Here is a 16,041-nt window from a genome sequence, read left to right as displayed (position 1 = left end):
CAAGCCGTCCCTATAATTGTATAATTCCAGGACGGATTGAGCATCCCTTAACTTTCACCAACGGACACAAGATTTGGAAACCTTGCGCTCATACAAAAAAATCGGGATATATATGGGTTTAAAAATGCCCCACATATATATCCCGAAACGTAACCTTTTATAAATACTTACAAAAGACTACTCGATATATGCACGTGTGAAATCGATATCACCTTTATAATCCAGATGAAGGTTCTTCACCCATGGTTTAACCAGGGACACACTGGAATAGTAGTAGATCGGCATAACAACTTGATTGTCCTGAACGAGAATTTTCTCCGCTTGGGACATCAGCTCCATGCGCTTGGCGTTATCGCTAGTCGCATAGGCATCCTTCACAAGTTTGTCATATTCTTCGCTCTTGAATCCAGTGTCGTTGTTTCCGCCATTGGATGTCCACATGTCGATATAAGTCATCGGGTCGTTATAGTCTGCTCCCCAGCCGGAACGTGCAACTTGATAGTTGAGATCCGTACGGTTCTTCAGGAATACGCCCCACTCTTGGTTTTGAACCTTAACAGTAACGCCGAGATTGTTCTTCCACATATCCGCGATGGCAAGCGCAATTTTCTTGTGGTTGTCATCGGAGTTATGGATCAGAGTAACTTCAGGCAACGTGGTATAGCCTTTTTCCTTCATACCTTGCTCGAGCAGTTTCTTAGCTTCTTCAAGATTTTCTTCGAAGTAAGTATCCGGCACCTCTTTACGGTACTCATCGGACTCACCCTTGATGCCCGGAGGAACAAAACCGAATGCAGGAAGTTGTCCGCCCTGCGTAATTTTCTCTACGATAGCCTTACGGTCAATCGCCATCGAGAAGGCTTTACGGATGTTCACATTGTCAAATGGCTCTTGAGTTGTGTTAAAGATATAGAAATAGGTCGACGAAATGCCTTTGATCATCAATTCATCGCCCAGTTCCTTTTTGATCGCCGTAAGTTGATCCGTCGGAATATTGCCTGTTGGATGTCCTGCATAATCCAGTTCGTCATTGCGATAGCTTGAAAGTTCTGTAGCAGAGCTGTTCACGATGCTCATTTGAACTTTCTCAAGTTTGATGGAGTCCTTATCCCAATATTGGTCGTTTTTCACAAGCTCGATTTTTTGACCCTTCGTCATTTGTGAAACTTTGAACGGACCATTGCCAATCAAGGTATCCGGTTTCGTTGCCCAAGAAGCATTACCTTCAACGGAGCTGTGAACCGGGAAGTAGGTTTGGAAAGACATCAAGCTTAGGAAGTATGGCGTCGGGTTTTCCAGCGTTACTTCCAGCGTGTAATCATCGGTTGCTTTTACGCCAACTTCATTAGCGTCTTTAATTTCGCCGAGGTTGTACGCTTCAGCGTTTTTCACGTAATACAGCTGATATGCATAAGGCGATGCTGGCGTAAAGTTCGGATCAAGTACGCGTTTCCATGCATACTCGAAATCTTTAGCCGTTACAGAATCGCCGTTGCTCCATTTGGCATCCTCGCGAAGCGTGAAGACATATTTGAGGCCATCTTCAGAAATTTTCCATTCTTTGGCTACGCCCGGCTCTTCGGAACCATCTGCACCTTTACGAACCAGACCTTCAAACACAGCATTGATTACCGTATTCGACGTATTGTCCTGAGACAATCCCGGATCCAATGTTGGAGGGTCGGAAGCAAGGTTCATGCGGAAGACTTGCTCTTTAGGCTTGTCCGCTGTTCCGCCGTTTGCACCTTCATTCTTATCAGCTCCACACGCTGCCAAAACCGAGCTGAAAGCAAGAATTAGCGTCATGAGAAGCAGTAGTTTCTTTTGTTTCTTCATCTTGCGGTATCCCCCTCATAGATTTTAGGTATATGCTTATCGATTATACAACCAGTGGTCAAAAAAATCCAGAAATCAATAAATTGAAAAATCTGCCTGACCCAATGATCAAACAGATTTCTCATATAATACTAGTTATTAGATTGTGCTTACATCATCTTAATTATGTAGGAGAGTAGACCAAAAAATGTAAAAACTATGTAACCAAAACTCATTGTCACAAAGCCGAGCCTCCACACGGCCCGCAGCAGCCTTTTTCCGTTTACCTTGCCTTTCCAGCGGTTTTGCGCGCTCCCGATCAGCCCCGCCGCGATAAGCAGCATCAGGAGTATCAGATAAAATCCGAATTTGGTCTGGAACGTAGTATTAAACAAGGCGGAAACCGAGAACAGCATAAAAAAGGTGGTGATATCCATGGCCAGCTCCAGCGCTTGTTTTCGATTCTTATTTCTTTGGAGCACTATGATATACACCATCAGAAACGGAATGAACGGAAAAAGACTCAATGTGTTAAACAGCCCCTGTAAAAACCCCATACTAAGACCCCCTATAGATTCATCCCCTCGATGAGCTGCGTGATCAGCTCGTGTTTTGGCACTGAAACGCCATATTTGTGTCCAAGCTGGACAATGCTTCCGTTAATCCAGGCAACTTCCGTCGCTCGGCCGTCCATCACGTCCTTTAGCATGGAGGACGTGTTACCTGAAGTGGATTGGCAGACGCTTACAATCCATTCCCACAGCTTGTTTCCATACGGAATTCCGGCAGCTTCATATACAAGGATTCCTTCATGATACAGCTGCTTCATAAGCCCGGCCCGTTCAGGGGAGGATAACAGCGCTCCGTTAGGAATCCGCCACAATGCAGTCAAAGGGTTAATGACCGCATTCATCAGCAGTTTACGATAGATCATCTCATCCATCTCATTCGACAATAAAGCTTCAAATCCTGCTCTATTCAGCTCTTTAACCAGCTCAATATCATGATCTTCATGGGATGTAGCCCCTATAAAGCTCGCAGCAGGCATCATTTTGCCGATTGTCGTCGTTCCATGGCCGGCGTGCAGAACCGAGGAACTGCTTGTACGCTTGGCCCCTTCCGTGGTAATCGCTGCATAGAGCTTCCACATGGGCAGCAGCTCCCGAAGCCGTTCCAAATGGCCTGTACCGTTCTGAAAGCATATGAGATTGCGGCGATGGTGTCCGAATGGTGCCAGCACTTCCCTGGCCATCTCTTCGATCCCTTGCTGCTTCAACATGAGAAAGAGATAATCCGCATCCGCTGCCGCTCCCGACTCGGCAAAGGCATCCCATGCACGGACCGAAAAAGCATTGGGGGCAACGGTCTGAGGCTTCCCCTCCGTCTTCTCGATCGTGATGCCGGTAGTCCGGAGCTTGCTCGCCTGCTCCTCGCTGCGGCACCATACCGTGACTCTGCAGCCTGAGCCCGCAAGTTTGCCGGCATATAACAGGCCCAAAGATCCGGCCCCGATGATATGTATATTCATGATCATCCCCCATTACTGTCATTAAACATGATGTGCTAGTCTTAGTATATATCAGAATAATCTTCAATACGCACAAATAACCCGCCAAAGCGCATGAAATGCACTAGTGCGGGTTACGGCGGATCAGGATAACCTTTACCTATTCGATTCGTTCCAGATTACCGTTGGCATCCATTTTGAAGCGGGTCTTCAGTTCCTCGTCCTCTTCATTCAAAAAAGCCAGTCTCCGTGCCCGATCCATAATCTGAATCAGTGCCTTATAATCGTCATTGACCACATGGTAGTCGGTTTTCACTTCGCTTACTTCCTTCAACAACCGTTGATTCTCGCTGCGGAGCCTTGCAAGCTCATCCTCTTTTTCACGCAAATTCTTCTCAAGCAGTTTATACTGGCGTGAACTTTCCTGCAGCCCGCCCTTCCACTGGCGAAGGAAACGGATAACCGCATCGATGGACAACGTCTCTTCGCTTGCGCCATCATGTTTATAAACATCGTGCTCCATTTCCGGAGCTGCCAATCCTGCAACTTGTGGTCCGCTGGCGGAAGGCTGTTTTTTATAATAACTTCTCTTTTGACGCTGAGATTTCGCCAAGCTGATAGCATCCTCATATTTCTTGCGAACACAGCTGTTCCAACGAAATCCGCAAGCCGCCGATGTCCGGCCTATTCTTTCTCCGACTTCCTCAAAGGCAGCCAATTGGGTGCTGCCCTCACGAATATGACGCAGGGTCACCTCCGCCAGTATTAGGTCGTCCTCTGCGCTCCATGCATCCTGTCTCACTGCTGACATACCATAAAACCCTCCTAACGACATCCTAAAATAACCGTCTTCAATACCGTAAATCGGCTGCTGAATAGGGTATAAAAACTGCTTAGTTCATTTCTATGCCTCTCATAGAGTTCATAGAATCTATTTGATACTAAAATGTATTTCCATTTTGATTACAGATCATACTCTTACGGAGGGAAAAGGGGCGTTTCACCCAAATTGTTCCCGAATTCAATGTCCTGCTTCTGGTTAATAATAAAAAATAAAGGGTTTTCTTGAGTTAGGCGTTTACACGTTTTTCCCATAACGCTATAATGTTCATAGCAGCATTATGTGCGTACATACGAGAGGAGGATATAATCGTGGCACGGATGTTTCGAGTCCTTGGCTTTTTCACCCTGACCATCGGGTTGATGGCCTTTGCCGGAGATCATATTGAAATGGCACTGCTTTTCTTCCTGCAGACCGCATTTTTCGTGATCCTGGGATATTTGAAATTCACGGAGAGAACCTATATTCTTCTCTTCTGGGCTTATATGATCGTGACCTTCACAGGCTTTAGCTACTGGACGGTCTTCATTATGGGCAAACCACTCTAATATGTAAACCATGCAAGCGATATTCGAGATCCGCCGGCGGTCAACCTGGACAACCTGAGGCTGCGCTGGTGGATTTTCCTTGCGATTAGAGAACAAGTACTTAAAAGAGCGATCGGGTGCTTTAGCTGCCGGATCGCTTTTTTAGTGCCTAAAGGTTGATAATTGAGTCGTACGCGTCATATATTGGTTAAAATGAAGGGACAGACCGTGGTTGGTATCCTTTCGACTAACAACCATGCAAGGAGGACTCCCGTTTGAAAGTACGAGTAAAATACCCACTCCTCCCGGTCTTGCTGTGTTTAACCCTGTTCTTCTGCTTCATTGGTGCTCCCGCTGCGGTTTATTCCCAGCAGGATGTCAGCCCCGTCATGCCTGACTCGGAAGAGGCGCGCAAGCTTCTGGAGGACAGCCTCTCCATCGTGGAAATCGATCATGAAATCGAACGGATAACCAAACGCATGGAGGAATTGCAGACTCTTCAGAGCGAGCTGCAAACCCAAATCCAGGATATGGGCATGCGTATTGAAGACCGGCGAGATCGGGCGGCTGCCGTCCTTCGGTCATATTACATGGGTGAGCGGGATAACTTATTTTTCATGCTGCTGTCTGCTAAAGACTTAGCCGGCTTTTTCCGCGTCATGGACTTTTACGATATTATTATTCAGAACGACCGGGATACGCTTACCGTGTATAACAATCAGTACCGCTCCCTTGCTTCCGCTCAGGCTGAAGCAGCACGGAATGCGTCCCGGCTCGCCGAAGTAAAGGACAGCCTGGTGAAGCAGCGCGAACGGGTGCTTGCGCTTGAGCAGCAGGTAGATGGAGCACTCACAGCCAGCAGCAATCCGGATGCCATGAAGAGGCTGATCGAGGAGTTTACCCTCTATTGGGAGAATGTAGGGCTGTACGAGGTGAAGCGTCATTTCCAGGCCCTGGCTAGCGCCATGGAAAATCTGCCGTCGTTCGTCCAAGGCAGCAAGAATATGCTGAAGACCAACGGAAAGGTATATACCATCGACATCCATGAAGATGATCTCAACACGTTTTTAAGATCCGAAGACGAAATCTTTAATAGCTTTGCGTTTCATTTTGACGATGGAAAAGTAATAGCTTCCGGCGAAAGCGGAAATTTGTCGCTGCTGATTGAAGGGAAATACACCGTCATTAACGAACCGGAGAATGCCATTATGTTTGAAGTCGACAAACTTGTGTTCAACCGTCTGGAATTGCCCGACACAACGCGCAGAGCGCTGCAGGAAGAATTCGACATGAACTTTTATCCCAAGCAGCTGGTTTCTTTCTTGAAAGCGACGGAGGTTGCAAGCGATGATCAACGATTAGTGGTCAAAATGGAGCTGGATCTATAGAAAAAGCTGCCCGAGAGGGCAGCTTTTTTTCTTGTTATGGTTGAGCAGGCGTGTACAATTTCATATATTCTTCAACCGTTATTTCGCCATGCAGCAATCGATATGCTGATTCGCTATAAGTCTGGAAACCTTCTGAATCGCCAAAATCCAAGGCGGCCGGCTCATTCCGGGAGAGCAGCACCTGGGCGGGGACCGCCGCTTTTTGCCAAATGCCCCGATCCCTCAGGTTCGTGCCCGTGACATACATTTCGGGTACGACGGGGAGTGTTCCTGACGTTTTGCTCCATTCCTGCTGCATCTCTTTGCTTGTCATATACGTAATCCATTTCATGGCAAGCGCAGACGACTCCGTCTGTGCGGCTACCGCAAAACTTCTCGCTCGCACAACCGGCGTATTCAAATGACTCTTTCCCATGGCCAATGCGGAAGACAATCCGCTTACCTCTCGGTCCGCGAAGCTCGAATACGGCTCAACGGCCACGGAAGCCTCCTCTGTGCCAGAGGAAGGTTCCTGCCCCGTTTCTATCGTATCTGCTGCGCCGCGGGACGATTCCGGCGTTCCAAGGTGATTGCGGATTAACATTTCAAGTACTTCTTGATCCGGCTTGGAAGGATCGCCTTCAAGCAAATGCACCGCCGCGCCGAATGCGTAAGGATCCTTCGGATCAAATGAGAGGACGGGGCTCGTCTTATGAAGCTCCATATATTCCTGCCAAGCCTGTCGGCTCTCCGGCATGTTAAATGAGGCGCCGTCCTTCCCTTTGGTCTGCCAGGTCACGATATAGGGATCTATATCAAAAGGCATTCCCCATTGATACCCGTTCCATTGCAGCTGCGGCAGAAGACCATTCAGGGTATCCTCGCCGGTCACCGTTGTCTGTGATGCATCGACGGGCAGAAGATATCCCGTCATTGCAAGCGCTTTAATGTAATGAGAATCCGTTAATATAATGTCCGGTCCTTCGCCAAGGGACATATGAAGCAAAAACGATTCTTTCTCCGTATCGGCCGTTTCTAGAGGCGTGATTTCGATCTCGGCTCCGGTCTCTTCCATAAAGCGTTCGTTGAGCGCTTTCAGGTGCCTCAGCTCGTCCGGATTCAAATGGACGCCGACCTTGATGGGGCCCAGGTCGCTCTCTGGTACCTCCGGCCTCTGCTGCGGAGGAATCGGTTCATCCCCGGGCGGTTCCCGTCTCGTATGATGAGTGAAGTCAAAGCTGGGAGATAAACTGGATAAGGATAATAATAAAATGGCGAATAAGAACCAATATTTCTTCCGCTTCATATCCCCTCTTCACTCCTCCCATAGTCGCATGCCCTTATTTTACCAAACTTATAGTGCTCTTGTCCTATCTTTTTTTATAATTTACCAGTCCATATTTTACTAATAGGACCCGATCGCTAAAAGGACTGTCCTATGAATTTCGGACAGTCCTTCTCGTACGAATTACTTTGTGAGATCATTTCTCGGGAAATATAATGCTACAGCAAATCGGCCGCCAGCTGTGCCAGCTTGGAACGCTCCCCTTTAGTCAGCGTAATATGTCCGCTTAAACCTTCCTGCTTAAATCGTTCAACCACATAGGTCAGCCCATTGCTAACGGCATCCAGGTAGGGATGGTCAATCTGTTCGGGGTCCCCCATCAGTATCACCTTGCTCCCTTCTCCCGCCCGGGAAACAATCGTCTTGACCTCATGGCGTGATAAGTTCTGAGCCTCGTCAACGATGATGAACTGACCTGGAATGGAGCGACCGCGGATGTAAGTCAGTGCTTCTACCTGGATGCTTCCCAGACCCATCAATATTTTATCGATATCGCCGGATTTCTTGGTGTCGAACAAATACTCCAGGTTGTCATAGATCGGCTGCATCCACGGTCTCAGCTTCTCTTCCTTTTCTCCCGGCAAATATCCGATATCTTTCCCCATCGGAACGACCGGACGCGCAATGAGCAGTTTTTTGTATTTGTGCTCATCCTCCACCTTGGATAGTCCTGCTGCCAATGCCAGCAAGGTTTTGCCCGTACCGGCTTTTCCCGTAATGGTAACCAGCGGAATGTCGTCATTCAGGAGAAGCTCAATCGCCATGCGCTGTTGAGCATTCCGGGCACTGATGCCCCATACGGGCTCGTTGCTTAGATGAAGGGGCTCTAGTCGGGTTGCATCCTCATTCACATGAAGCAGGGCAGACTTGCCGGATCCCATCTCGTCCTTCAGAATAACGAATTCGTGCGGATAAAGCGGATAAGAGAGTTGAAGTGGTTTAATCGGCAAATAACGATAGCTGTAGAATTCATCGATCACGGAAGGATGCACCTTGATCGTTGAGAATCCCGGATATAATTCGCTTGGATCCGCCGTGCGGTCAGATAGATAATCCTGTGTCGTTAGCCCAAGCACATCCGCTTTTATTCGAACGAGGACATCCTTGCTGACAAGAACAACGGGTCTTCCGTCCTCCTTCGGCTCCTCCTCCAATTTATAATTTAACGCGACAGCCAAAATACGATTGTCGTTCGATGCTTCGCTAAATAACTCCTGTACCTTGACGAAGCTGCGATGATTAAGCTCAACCTTCAACGTCCCGCCGTTCTCCAGAAGAACTCCGTCGTGAAGATGACCTTGTTCTCTAAGCCCATCAAGCAATCGGGAGACCATACGGGCATTGCGGCCGATTTCATCGGCATTTCGCTTCTTGGAATCAATCTCTTCAAGAACCACCGCAGGAATGATGACTTCATGCTCCTCGAATGCATAAATCGATTGAGGATCATGCAGCAGTACGTTCGTATCCAGTACAAATATTTTTTTCATCTTATCCCTCCACTGCTTCTTCATCAGGTACACACATAAACCTTTCCGTCCCGGACATAATAAGCGTAGCGACTGGAGTAATTTAGCGAATTCTATTACGAAAGGACAGATCAATCCATGAGAGCTGCTCTATCCATCATGCTGGCGGTGTTGTTGCTCGCAGGCTGCGGGACCGCCAATAACCATGCATCACCCTCTCCTCGTAATCAAACCGATGGAACCACTGCTAACAGTGTTCGCAACATGAATGGGAACAGAGGTTATACCACCAACAATGTAGACGGTTGGACACCGGATAACCCCAATACGGGGCGTGTCGGTAACGTAAATGATAACAACGGACGAGTTGACGCCACAACCGCAAATCACCTGAAATCACTGGCTGAGAGCGTGCCTGGCGTTAAAAACGCGAACTGTGTTGTCATGGGCAAAACGGCTGTCGTCGGGCTGAATGTAGATGGAAATTTAGATCGTGCAGAAGTTGGAACCATTAAATACACGGTCGCGGAAGCCCTTCAAACCGATCCGGCAGGCGCCAATGCACTGGTTACCGCCGATTTGGACGTAGCCAACCGGATTGCCGACCTTGGTCGGCACATTCAGGAGGGACATCCTGTTTCCGGACTTGCCAGTGAACTTGCAGACATCGTTGGCCGTATCATCCCTCAATTGCCGAAAGACGTAACGCCGCGAGACGGGAATGCACAGCGAAACGGGAATGGGCAGCAAGACGGAAATGTGCAGCAAAACGGTGCTAAAACAGTAAAACCAAATCATCGCAGTCATGCACCGGCCCATCCACAAAACGGGAAATAAACTTGAGGATGAATTCGGTCTTACTCGCGGACATATCCCGTCATGACCCGAGTTTGTCCGTCACAAGTCTCCAAATTTCATACAAAAAAAGCCCAGTGAAACTCACTGGGCTTTTTTTAAGGTCATAACAACACCACTAACCGACATAACGGCTTCGCTAGGGACATGACCGTTAACATATTTGGAGTATGACTGCTTATTCGGTGCAACATGGACACCCATGTCGAAAGAACCCGTCATGAGCGACATGGAATCAGAAGGACGACATCCGAAGGATTCCCATTCCCTAATGGAATCCGCCCGCACCGATGCAGGGGCAGGGCAACCCGTCTGCCGACTATGGATCAATGGGTGTGTCGTATGCATCATGAGGTAGGACATTCCTTCGGCCTCCTGTACAATGATCTCCATCTGATACATTGTATTATAACATACGATAAAACTTGCCTTCAATTGTCACGGAGCCGTTGCAGAATCCGCTTCTGTTCCTTGATCGCCGGCGTTGTGTTTCCCTGCTAGCTCATCTTGCAGCGCTTGTTTGGCTGCATCCAGCTCGCTGCTGCTAATATATACATAAGGGCTCTTCCAATTGCCTGTAACCGGCATGAATTTCACATCATCTTTTCCGATATCATAATAAGTCGCAATCAAATTCCGGATCTGCTCCTGCTCGAAATCGGTGGTCATGTTGTCGCTGACCGCATCCAGCGCATTTCCCACCTTCGCAACGCCTCCGAGCGATTTCATCTTGTCGAGCAAGGAATGCAATACTTCGCTTTGGCGGGCATTACGCTCAAAATCGCTTGACTCCTTCGTTCTCGGCGAACAGCTGTTACTGGATTTACGGTAACGAACATAATCCAGCGCCTTCTTGCCATCCAGCTTCTGAGGACCCACAGTGAGATTAATGTCGGTCCCGTCGGCAGTATCGCGGTAACACATATTATATTGAACATTGACATCTACGCCGCCAAAGGTGTCCACAACGTCACGGAATCCCTGGAAATCGATAACCGTTACATAGTCGATATTAACGCCAAGATATTTGCTCATCATGACTTTCATTTCTTCTTCAGCCTGAATGCCGCTCCCCGGTTCCTTTTTCTCGGCAGCATTGTAGGCCGCTTTAAACCTCGGGTAATAAGCATTCAGCTTCGTCGCCTTGTATCCTTCAAGTTCAATCAGCGTATCCCGGGGTAGAGAAACCAGCGTCGACGTATTGGTTTCCGGATGCATGGAGGCGACCATCACCACGTCCGTCAGATACGTCCCTGTCTCCGGACGATGATCGGTTCCTAAGAGCAGCACGGTAATCGGTTTTTCTTTTGCAGAATGGCCCGGAGCTACCGGTTTGTCGATCCCGCTTTTCTCGATAACCTCATTCCCCTTGAAGAACAGGTACCCGGCGTAACCTGCGGCAGTCAATACTGCAATTAGCAGTACGATTAATATAAATTTAAAGAATGATTTCCATGGGCTTTTCTTCTTTTTAGGAACTGGCTGTTTCTTGCCCTTCCCCCCACTTTTGGCTCTTGGAGGGAGATTGGTATGAGTAGGATTCATATCATAACACCTGATTTCATTCAAATTAGATGAATGTCCGATAAACGCTTCACATTTCGAAGCATTTACCGGACCATGGTTGACTTCTCTCTCTTATAAACGATGGGGACTGACAAAAAGTTGCCGTATGGTTGTTGCCTGAATTGCTAAATTTCTACAAACCTTATGACTTCGGCTCGGCTTGAGCCTTCTTCTTCTGACGATCTTCAACAAAGTATCGAATACGCACCATCAGCATCAACGCCACGGCGACCAACAAGCATTGGATAATCGGCAGCTTATCGATCTGAAACACAAGCAGTATCGCCGAACCCAGGGCCATCAAGATATACAGGAGAATCTCCTTCAAGAGAGGAAGCTTCTGCTTCACTCGGAATACCTTGTTGTAAACGTAGGTGATCAGCACAAAAATGACGATATACGAAACGAGCGGGTGCGCGGCAAACCATTCCTGCATGATAGGTTCACTCCTTTTGGGCAAGTAGATCTCTATCTATTATAGATTTGCTTGCGCCATTTTACGATGTTTTTCTGCGCGTTCGCGCTCACTCTTGTTCAAAATCTTCTTGCGGAGACGAACGGACTTCGGCGTAATCTCGCAATACTCGTCGTCGTTCAGGTACTCCAGAGCTTGCTCAAGCGAGAAGATGACCGGTGTTTTCAATTTCACCGTATCGTCCTTCGTTGCCGAACGAACGTTGGTCAATTGCTTCTCTTTACAAATATTGACGACGATATCGTTGTCGCGGGTATGCTCCCCGACGATCATGCCTTCATAAATCTCGGTCCCCGGTTCCAGGAACAGGGTTCCGCGGTCTTCAACCGACATCATGCCGTAGAACGTCGAAGATCCGTTTTCCGTGGAAACCAGCACGCCTTGATGGCGTCCGCCCACTTGGCCGCCAACCAGCGGGCCATAGCTGTCGAACGCATGGTTCATAATGCCGTAGCCGCGTGTCAGCGTCAAGAAATGGGTGCGGTAGCCGATAAGCCCGCGAGCCGGAATCAGGAATTCCAGACGTACCTGACCGTTTCCGTTGTTCACCATGTTGACCATTTCGGCCTTACGTGTTCCAAGGCTTTCCATAACAGCGCCCATGCTCTCTTCCGGCACGTCAATCAGGAGGCGTTCGATCGGCTCCATTCTGACGCCATCGATTTCTCTTACGATAACTTCAGGCTTGGATACTTGAAGCTCATAGCCTTCACGACGCATATTCTCAATCAGGATACTGAGGTGAAGCTCGCCGCGTCCCGAAACGATATAGGCATCCGGGCTGTCCGTCTCATCCACTCTCAAGCTGACGTCCGTTTCCAGTTCTTTAAAGAGACGGTCGCGAAGCTTGCGGGATGTCACCCATTTGCCTTCGCGTCCGGCAAAAGGACTGTTGTTCACCAGGAACGTCATTTGCAGGGTAGGCTCGTCAATTTTGAGAACCGGGAGGGCTTCCGGATGCTGTGGATCCGCAATGGTTTCTCCGATGTTGATGTCTTTGATGCCTGCGATCGCCACGATGTCGCCAGCGCCTGCTTCAGCGACCTCGATCCGCTTCAGTCCTTGGAAACCGAACAGCTTCTCGATACGGGCATTCTTCGTGGAACCGTCTCTAAGCATAACAGCAACCGGTTGGCCTTGCTTAATGACACCGCGATTCACGCGGCCGACGGCGATACGGCCCAGATATTCATTGTAATCCATCAAGGTAACGAGGAACTGCAGAGGCTCGTCCACTTTCTCGGTAGGGGAAGGGATATGGTCGATAATGGTTTCGTAAAGAGCAAGCATGTTATCGTCTTGCTTCTCCGGATCCATGCTAGAAGTACCGTTTAGGGCAGATGCATATACTACGGGGAAGTCCAACTGGTCGTCGTTCGCTCCAAGCTCAATGAACAGGTCAAGCACTTCATCGATCACTTCAGCTGGACGAGCAGCCGGACGGTCGATCTTGTTTACAACGACGATTGGCGTCAAGTTATGGGCAAGCGCTTTGCCCAGAACGAACTTGGTCTGAGGCATGCAGCCTTCGTATGCGTCAACAACGAGCAGAACGCCGTCGACCATTTTCATGATACGTTCGACTTCACCGCCGAAATCGGCGTGTCCAGGCGTATCCACAATGTTAATCAAGAAATCTTTATACGTAATAGCCGTATTTTTGGCTAGGATGGTAATACCGCGTTCGCGCTCCAAATCATTGGAGTCCATCGCGCGCTCCTGCAGCGTCTCATGCTCCCGGAAAATACCGGACTGCTGCAGCAGTTGGTCTACAAGTGTTGTTTTGCCATGGTCAACGTGAGCAATAATGGCAATGTTGCGAATCTGATCTCTTGATTGCATAAATATATCTCAAATCCCTTCTATTCGAATGAGCCACAAAGAAAGCGCCGGACGACATGCCGACGCTTCAACATACATCCTATAATATAGGTAAACGAGCGGGAAAATCAAGTCTTTTCAGAAAACTTCCAGCAACTTTTACCTCTTCCCGATTACCAGCCTCGGCTCCATTTATTATTGCGTCTCGAACGATTGCGGCCGAAGATCATCCAAGCGCCCGCCGCGATCAAGATCAGCGCAATAATGTAGAACGCTCCTGTCTGAAGCCAGGTGAAGATGAATATCACAACGGAAAGCGCCGTCAGACCAAGCGCAATCGGCAGTGCAGCGCCGGGACGCGGGCTCTCGTACAGATAATACTCAAACAGGCCTACGGCCACACCGAGAATGAGAACAGGCCATAATGAGGCCATTAGTCCCCAGCCGCCGATATTGCATATGAGGAACAGAAGCCCGTATACCGTCAGAATACCGCCCGGTATCAGTATAGCGGCAGAAGCCCGGCGACCAAAAAACAGGATATGCAAAAAAACACCCGGCAGCAGCAGGACGAGCGGCCATAACGTTCTGCCCAGAAATCCGAATACGCCAAGCTTGCCGAGCAAAATAACGACTCCAGCGACAACGATGAAAATACCCAATGCCAAATCTTTTCTGGAGGACATTTGATCACCCTCTCTTCAATATATGTATCACCATAAACAGCGGTTTCTAACAGAAGCAGTTACGTTAATTTTAGCCCAAACCGACAAAAAAAACCATATCCCGAGCTTGTTCCGCTTAAAAATTGCCCCGCCCGGTCAATGAGGCATCGGCCTAGCATCACAAGAAATGGACGACTGCGCGAGACAGTCGTCCATTTCTCCGATTTACAGCTTCCGCATGAGTATGTCCAACACCGCAGCCTGCAGAAATGTCCCCGTTTACGTGCCGGTCCGTCTTACCGTCTGCAATCCGCCGATGAGAACGACGAAACCTGCAACGATAATCGGCAGCAAGCTGTGCGCATAGGGCATCCAATAAGCCAGCAGCAAGCCGACGCGAGAATCCTGTATGAGCATTTCGCCTGCTGTAAAAGCTAGAATACCGGCACCTATATAGAGCAGTACGGGAAACTTTTGAAGCAGCCTGGAGATCATCCCGCTTCCCCATACAACAATTGGAATGCTTAATATAATCCCGATGACAATCAGTGAGAGATCGCCATTGGCAAGCCCCGCGATTGCCAAGACATTGTCCAGGCTCATGACAAAATCGGCGATCAGAATCGTATTGACCGCGCCCCATATCGTGGAAGCCCTGGTCATGCTCGAAGGATCATGTTCCTTTTGCATCATCAGTTTGACCGCGATCCAGATGAGCAGCAATGCGCCGCCAGCCTGCAGAAACGGAATTTTCAACAGCAGAACGGCCACAAAAGTCAGAATGCAGCGCAAAAGTACAGCCCCCGCCGTCCCGATCCAAACGGCCCGTTTGCGGTGTATTTCCGGAAGATCCTTGCTGGCCATAGCAATGACCAAGGCATTGTCGCCGCTGAGTACAAGATTGATCACTAATATTTGTCCCAACAAAAAAATCGTCTCCACCAGAACAACACCCCCACTCTACACATATGTGGTTTTTGTCCAGGCTATGCTTGCACATCAGGAAAAATAGGCCTATAATAAATCCACTTTGTTTAATGGTGGAACGTATTCTAAGAGGAGTGACATTCATGGAAACCACAGCCGCTGAATTTTTTCTTGCATTAATCAACATTGTGTTTTTGGATTTGATATTGGCCGGGGACAACGCCATCGTAATCGGCCTTGCGGCACGCAATCTTCCGAAGGAAACCCAGAAAAAAGCCATTATCTACGGTACGGCAGGTGCTGTAATTCTCCGCATCATAGCCACCATCCTGGTCGTCTGGCTGCTCAACATCCCTTGGCTGCTGCTTGTGGGAGGCGTGCTCCTGATCGGCATTGCTTACAAGCTGTTGACCGACGACAATAATGATCACGGCAATATCAAGGCTGGCAACAACCTGGGTGCGGCCATCCGCACCATCATTGTAGCCGATGCCGCCATGGGTCTGGACAACGTCATTGCCGTTGCCGGCGCGGCCAAACATAACATGATCCTTGTAACCCTGGGCCTGCTCATCAGCGTTCCCATCGTGGTATGGGGCAGCACCCTGTTCATCAAGCTGATCAACCGCTTCCCGTGGATTATCTATGTAGGTTCTGCGGTGCTTGCATATACGGCATCCTCCATGATTACCGAGGAGAAGCATTTTATGGGGTACTTTGAAGGGCACCAGATTATAAAATATCTGTTCATTGCCGCCATCATCGTCGGCGTGCTGACGGCAGGACATCTGAAAAAAAAATCAGCCGCTCGCCGTCAGTCGTCCACTCTGTCCTAGCGGTCTCAACATATTATAGAAACGC

At 48.8% G+C, this 16,041-nt stretch carries 15 protein-coding genes; 4 read left to right on the top strand and 11 right to left on the bottom strand.

Annotation, left to right across the window (positions count from 1 at the left end; genetic code table 11):
- Positions 1-177 precede the first annotated feature (177 nt).
- The 4 genes from M1D70_RS08920 to M1D70_RS08905 all read right to left on the bottom strand — a co-directional run bounded on the left by M1D70_RS08920 (position 178) and on the right by M1D70_RS08905 (position 4,133).
- The gene (locus M1D70_RS08920) at positions 178-1,836 is read right to left on the bottom strand and encodes a peptide ABC transporter substrate-binding protein (protein ID WP_009590840.1); all 1,659 of its coding nucleotides are present in this window, start codon (positions 1,834-1,836) and stop codon (positions 178-180) included.
- 149 nt (positions 1,837-1,985) lie between these two features.
- Positions 1,986-2,372 carry a DUF3397 domain-containing protein gene (locus M1D70_RS08915; protein ID WP_009590849.1) on the bottom strand — a complete coding sequence of 129 codons (387 nt, stop codon included), beginning with the start codon at positions 2,370-2,372 and terminating at the stop codon, positions 1,986-1,988.
- 11 nt (positions 2,373-2,383) lie between these two features.
- Entirely contained in the window at positions 2,384-3,343 is a 960-nt protein-coding gene (locus M1D70_RS08910) for a ketopantoate reductase family protein (protein WP_456289662.1), read from the bottom strand.
- A gap of 139 nt (positions 3,344-3,482) precedes the next feature.
- Positions 3,483-4,133: an RsfA family transcriptional regulator gene (locus M1D70_RS08905; protein WP_009590829.1), complete on the bottom strand. Its 651-nt coding sequence runs from the start codon at positions 4,131-4,133 to the stop codon at positions 3,483-3,485.
- A gap of 341 nt (positions 4,134-4,474) precedes the next feature.
- Here M1D70_RS08905 and M1D70_RS08900 point away from each other — a divergent pair, with 341 nt between their 5' ends.
- Both M1D70_RS08900 and M1D70_RS08895 read left to right on the top strand, forming a co-directional pair.
- Positions 4,475-4,711 carry a DUF2626 domain-containing protein gene (locus M1D70_RS08900; protein WP_006209059.1) on the top strand — a complete coding sequence of 79 codons (237 nt, stop codon included), beginning with the start codon at positions 4,475-4,477 and terminating at the stop codon, positions 4,709-4,711.
- A gap of 254 nt (positions 4,712-4,965) precedes the next feature.
- Complete coding sequence (locus tag M1D70_RS08895; protein WP_456289661.1) at positions 4,966-6,078, top strand: coiled-coil domain-containing protein; 1,113 nt, start codon at positions 4,966-4,968, stop codon at positions 6,076-6,078.
- A gap of 34 nt (positions 6,079-6,112) precedes the next feature.
- On the opposite strand, the gene M1D70_RS08890 is transcribed toward M1D70_RS08895, so the two are convergent.
- Both M1D70_RS08890 and M1D70_RS08885 read right to left on the bottom strand, forming a co-directional pair.
- Positions 6,113-7,363, bottom strand: a complete 1,251-nt coding sequence (locus M1D70_RS08890; RefSeq protein ID WP_456289660.1) for an extracellular solute-binding protein — start codon at positions 7,361-7,363, stop codon at positions 6,113-6,115.
- A 197-nt stretch (positions 7,364-7,560) separates the two neighbouring features.
- The gene (locus M1D70_RS08885) at positions 7,561-8,892 is read right to left on the bottom strand and encodes a PhoH family protein (protein WP_096773061.1); all 1,332 of its coding nucleotides are present in this window, start codon (positions 8,890-8,892) and stop codon (positions 7,561-7,563) included.
- A 138-nt stretch (positions 8,893-9,030) separates the two neighbouring features.
- On the opposite strand from M1D70_RS08885, the gene M1D70_RS08880 reads away from it, so the two are divergent.
- Entirely contained in the window at positions 9,031-9,708 is a 678-nt protein-coding gene (locus M1D70_RS08880) for a YhcN/YlaJ family sporulation lipoprotein (RefSeq protein ID WP_456289659.1), read from the top strand.
- A 456-nt stretch (positions 9,709-10,164) separates the two neighbouring features.
- Here the strand turns inward: M1D70_RS08880 and M1D70_RS08875 are convergent, their stop codons facing one another.
- The 5 genes from M1D70_RS08875 to M1D70_RS08855 all read right to left on the bottom strand — a co-directional run bounded on the left by M1D70_RS08875 (position 10,165) and on the right by M1D70_RS08855 (position 15,195).
- Positions 10,165-11,271 (bottom strand): LCP family glycopolymer transferase, encoded by a 1,107-nt coding sequence (locus tag M1D70_RS08875; RefSeq protein WP_456289658.1) that lies wholly within the window; start codon positions 11,269-11,271, stop codon positions 10,165-10,167.
- A gap of 163 nt (positions 11,272-11,434) precedes the next feature.
- Positions 11,435-11,728, bottom strand: a complete 294-nt coding sequence (locus tag M1D70_RS08870) for a YlaH-like family protein (protein ID WP_009592386.1) — start codon at positions 11,726-11,728, stop codon at positions 11,435-11,437.
- Positions 11,729-11,767: 39 nt separating this feature from the next.
- The gene (typA, locus tag M1D70_RS08865; RefSeq protein WP_456289657.1) at positions 11,768-13,609 is read right to left on the bottom strand and encodes a translational GTPase TypA; all 1,842 of its coding nucleotides are present in this window, start codon (positions 13,607-13,609) and stop codon (positions 11,768-11,770) included.
- Between the two features lie 152 nt (positions 13,610-13,761).
- Complete coding sequence (locus M1D70_RS08860; RefSeq protein WP_009592385.1) at positions 13,762-14,274, bottom strand: hypothetical protein; 513 nt, start codon at positions 14,272-14,274, stop codon at positions 13,762-13,764.
- A gap of 258 nt (positions 14,275-14,532) precedes the next feature.
- On the bottom strand, positions 14,533-15,195 hold the full coding sequence (locus M1D70_RS08855) for a TerC family protein (protein ID WP_456289656.1): 663 nt from the start codon (positions 15,193-15,195) through the stop codon (positions 14,533-14,535).
- A 128-nt stretch (positions 15,196-15,323) separates the two neighbouring features.
- Here M1D70_RS08855 and M1D70_RS08850 point away from each other — a divergent pair, with 128 nt between their 5' ends.
- Entirely contained in the window at positions 15,324-16,016 is a 693-nt protein-coding gene (locus M1D70_RS08850; RefSeq protein WP_036666045.1) for a TerC family protein, read from the top strand.
- Positions 16,017-16,041: the final 25 nt, after the last annotated feature.

The sequence above is a fragment of the Paenibacillus sp. AK002 genome (assembly GCF_053903045.1).
Note: the sequence above shows the minus strand (reverse complement) of the source record. Positions and strands in the feature narration are given on the sequence as shown.

What these genes read in the sequence shown, in the direction of transcription:
- M1D70_RS08920 (WP_009590840.1), bottom strand. Translation starts at nt 1,836, where the DNA reads ATGAAGAAACAAAAGAAACTACTGCTTCTCATGACGCTAATTCTTGCT.
- M1D70_RS08915 (WP_009590849.1), bottom strand. Translation starts at nt 2,372, where the DNA reads ATGGGGTTTTTACAGGGGCTGTTTAACACATTGAGTCTTTTTCCGTTC.
- M1D70_RS08910 (WP_456289662.1), bottom strand. Translation starts at nt 3,343, where the DNA reads ATGAATATACATATCATCGGGGCCGGATCTTTGGGCCTGTTATATGCC.
- M1D70_RS08905 (WP_009590829.1), bottom strand. Translation starts at nt 4,133, where the DNA reads ATGTCAGCAGTGAGACAGGATGCATGGAGCGCAGAGGACGACCTAATA.
- M1D70_RS08890 (WP_456289660.1), bottom strand. Translation starts at nt 7,363, where the DNA reads ATGAAGCGGAAGAAATATTGGTTCTTATTCGCCATTTTATTATTATCC.
- M1D70_RS08885 (WP_096773061.1), bottom strand. Translation starts at nt 8,892, where the DNA reads ATGAAAAAAATATTTGTACTGGATACGAACGTACTGCTGCATGATCCT.
- M1D70_RS08880 (WP_456289659.1), top strand. Translation starts at nt 9,031, where the DNA reads ATGCTGGCGGTGTTGTTGCTCGCAGGCTGCGGGACCGCCAATAACCAT.
- M1D70_RS08875 (WP_456289658.1), bottom strand. Translation starts at nt 11,271, where the DNA reads ATGAATCCTACTCATACCAATCTCCCTCCAAGAGCCAAAAGTGGGGGG.
- M1D70_RS08870 (WP_009592386.1), bottom strand. Translation starts at nt 11,728, where the DNA reads ATGCAGGAATGGTTTGCCGCGCACCCGCTCGTTTCGTATATCGTCATT.
- typA (WP_456289657.1), bottom strand. Translation starts at nt 13,609, where the DNA reads ATGCAATCAAGAGATCAGATTCGCAACATTGCCATTATTGCTCACGTT.
- M1D70_RS08860 (WP_009592385.1), bottom strand. Translation starts at nt 14,274, where the DNA reads ATGTCCTCCAGAAAAGATTTGGCATTGGGTATTTTCATCGTTGTCGCT.
- M1D70_RS08850 (WP_036666045.1), top strand. Translation starts at nt 15,324, where the DNA reads ATGGAAACCACAGCCGCTGAATTTTTTCTTGCATTAATCAACATTGTG.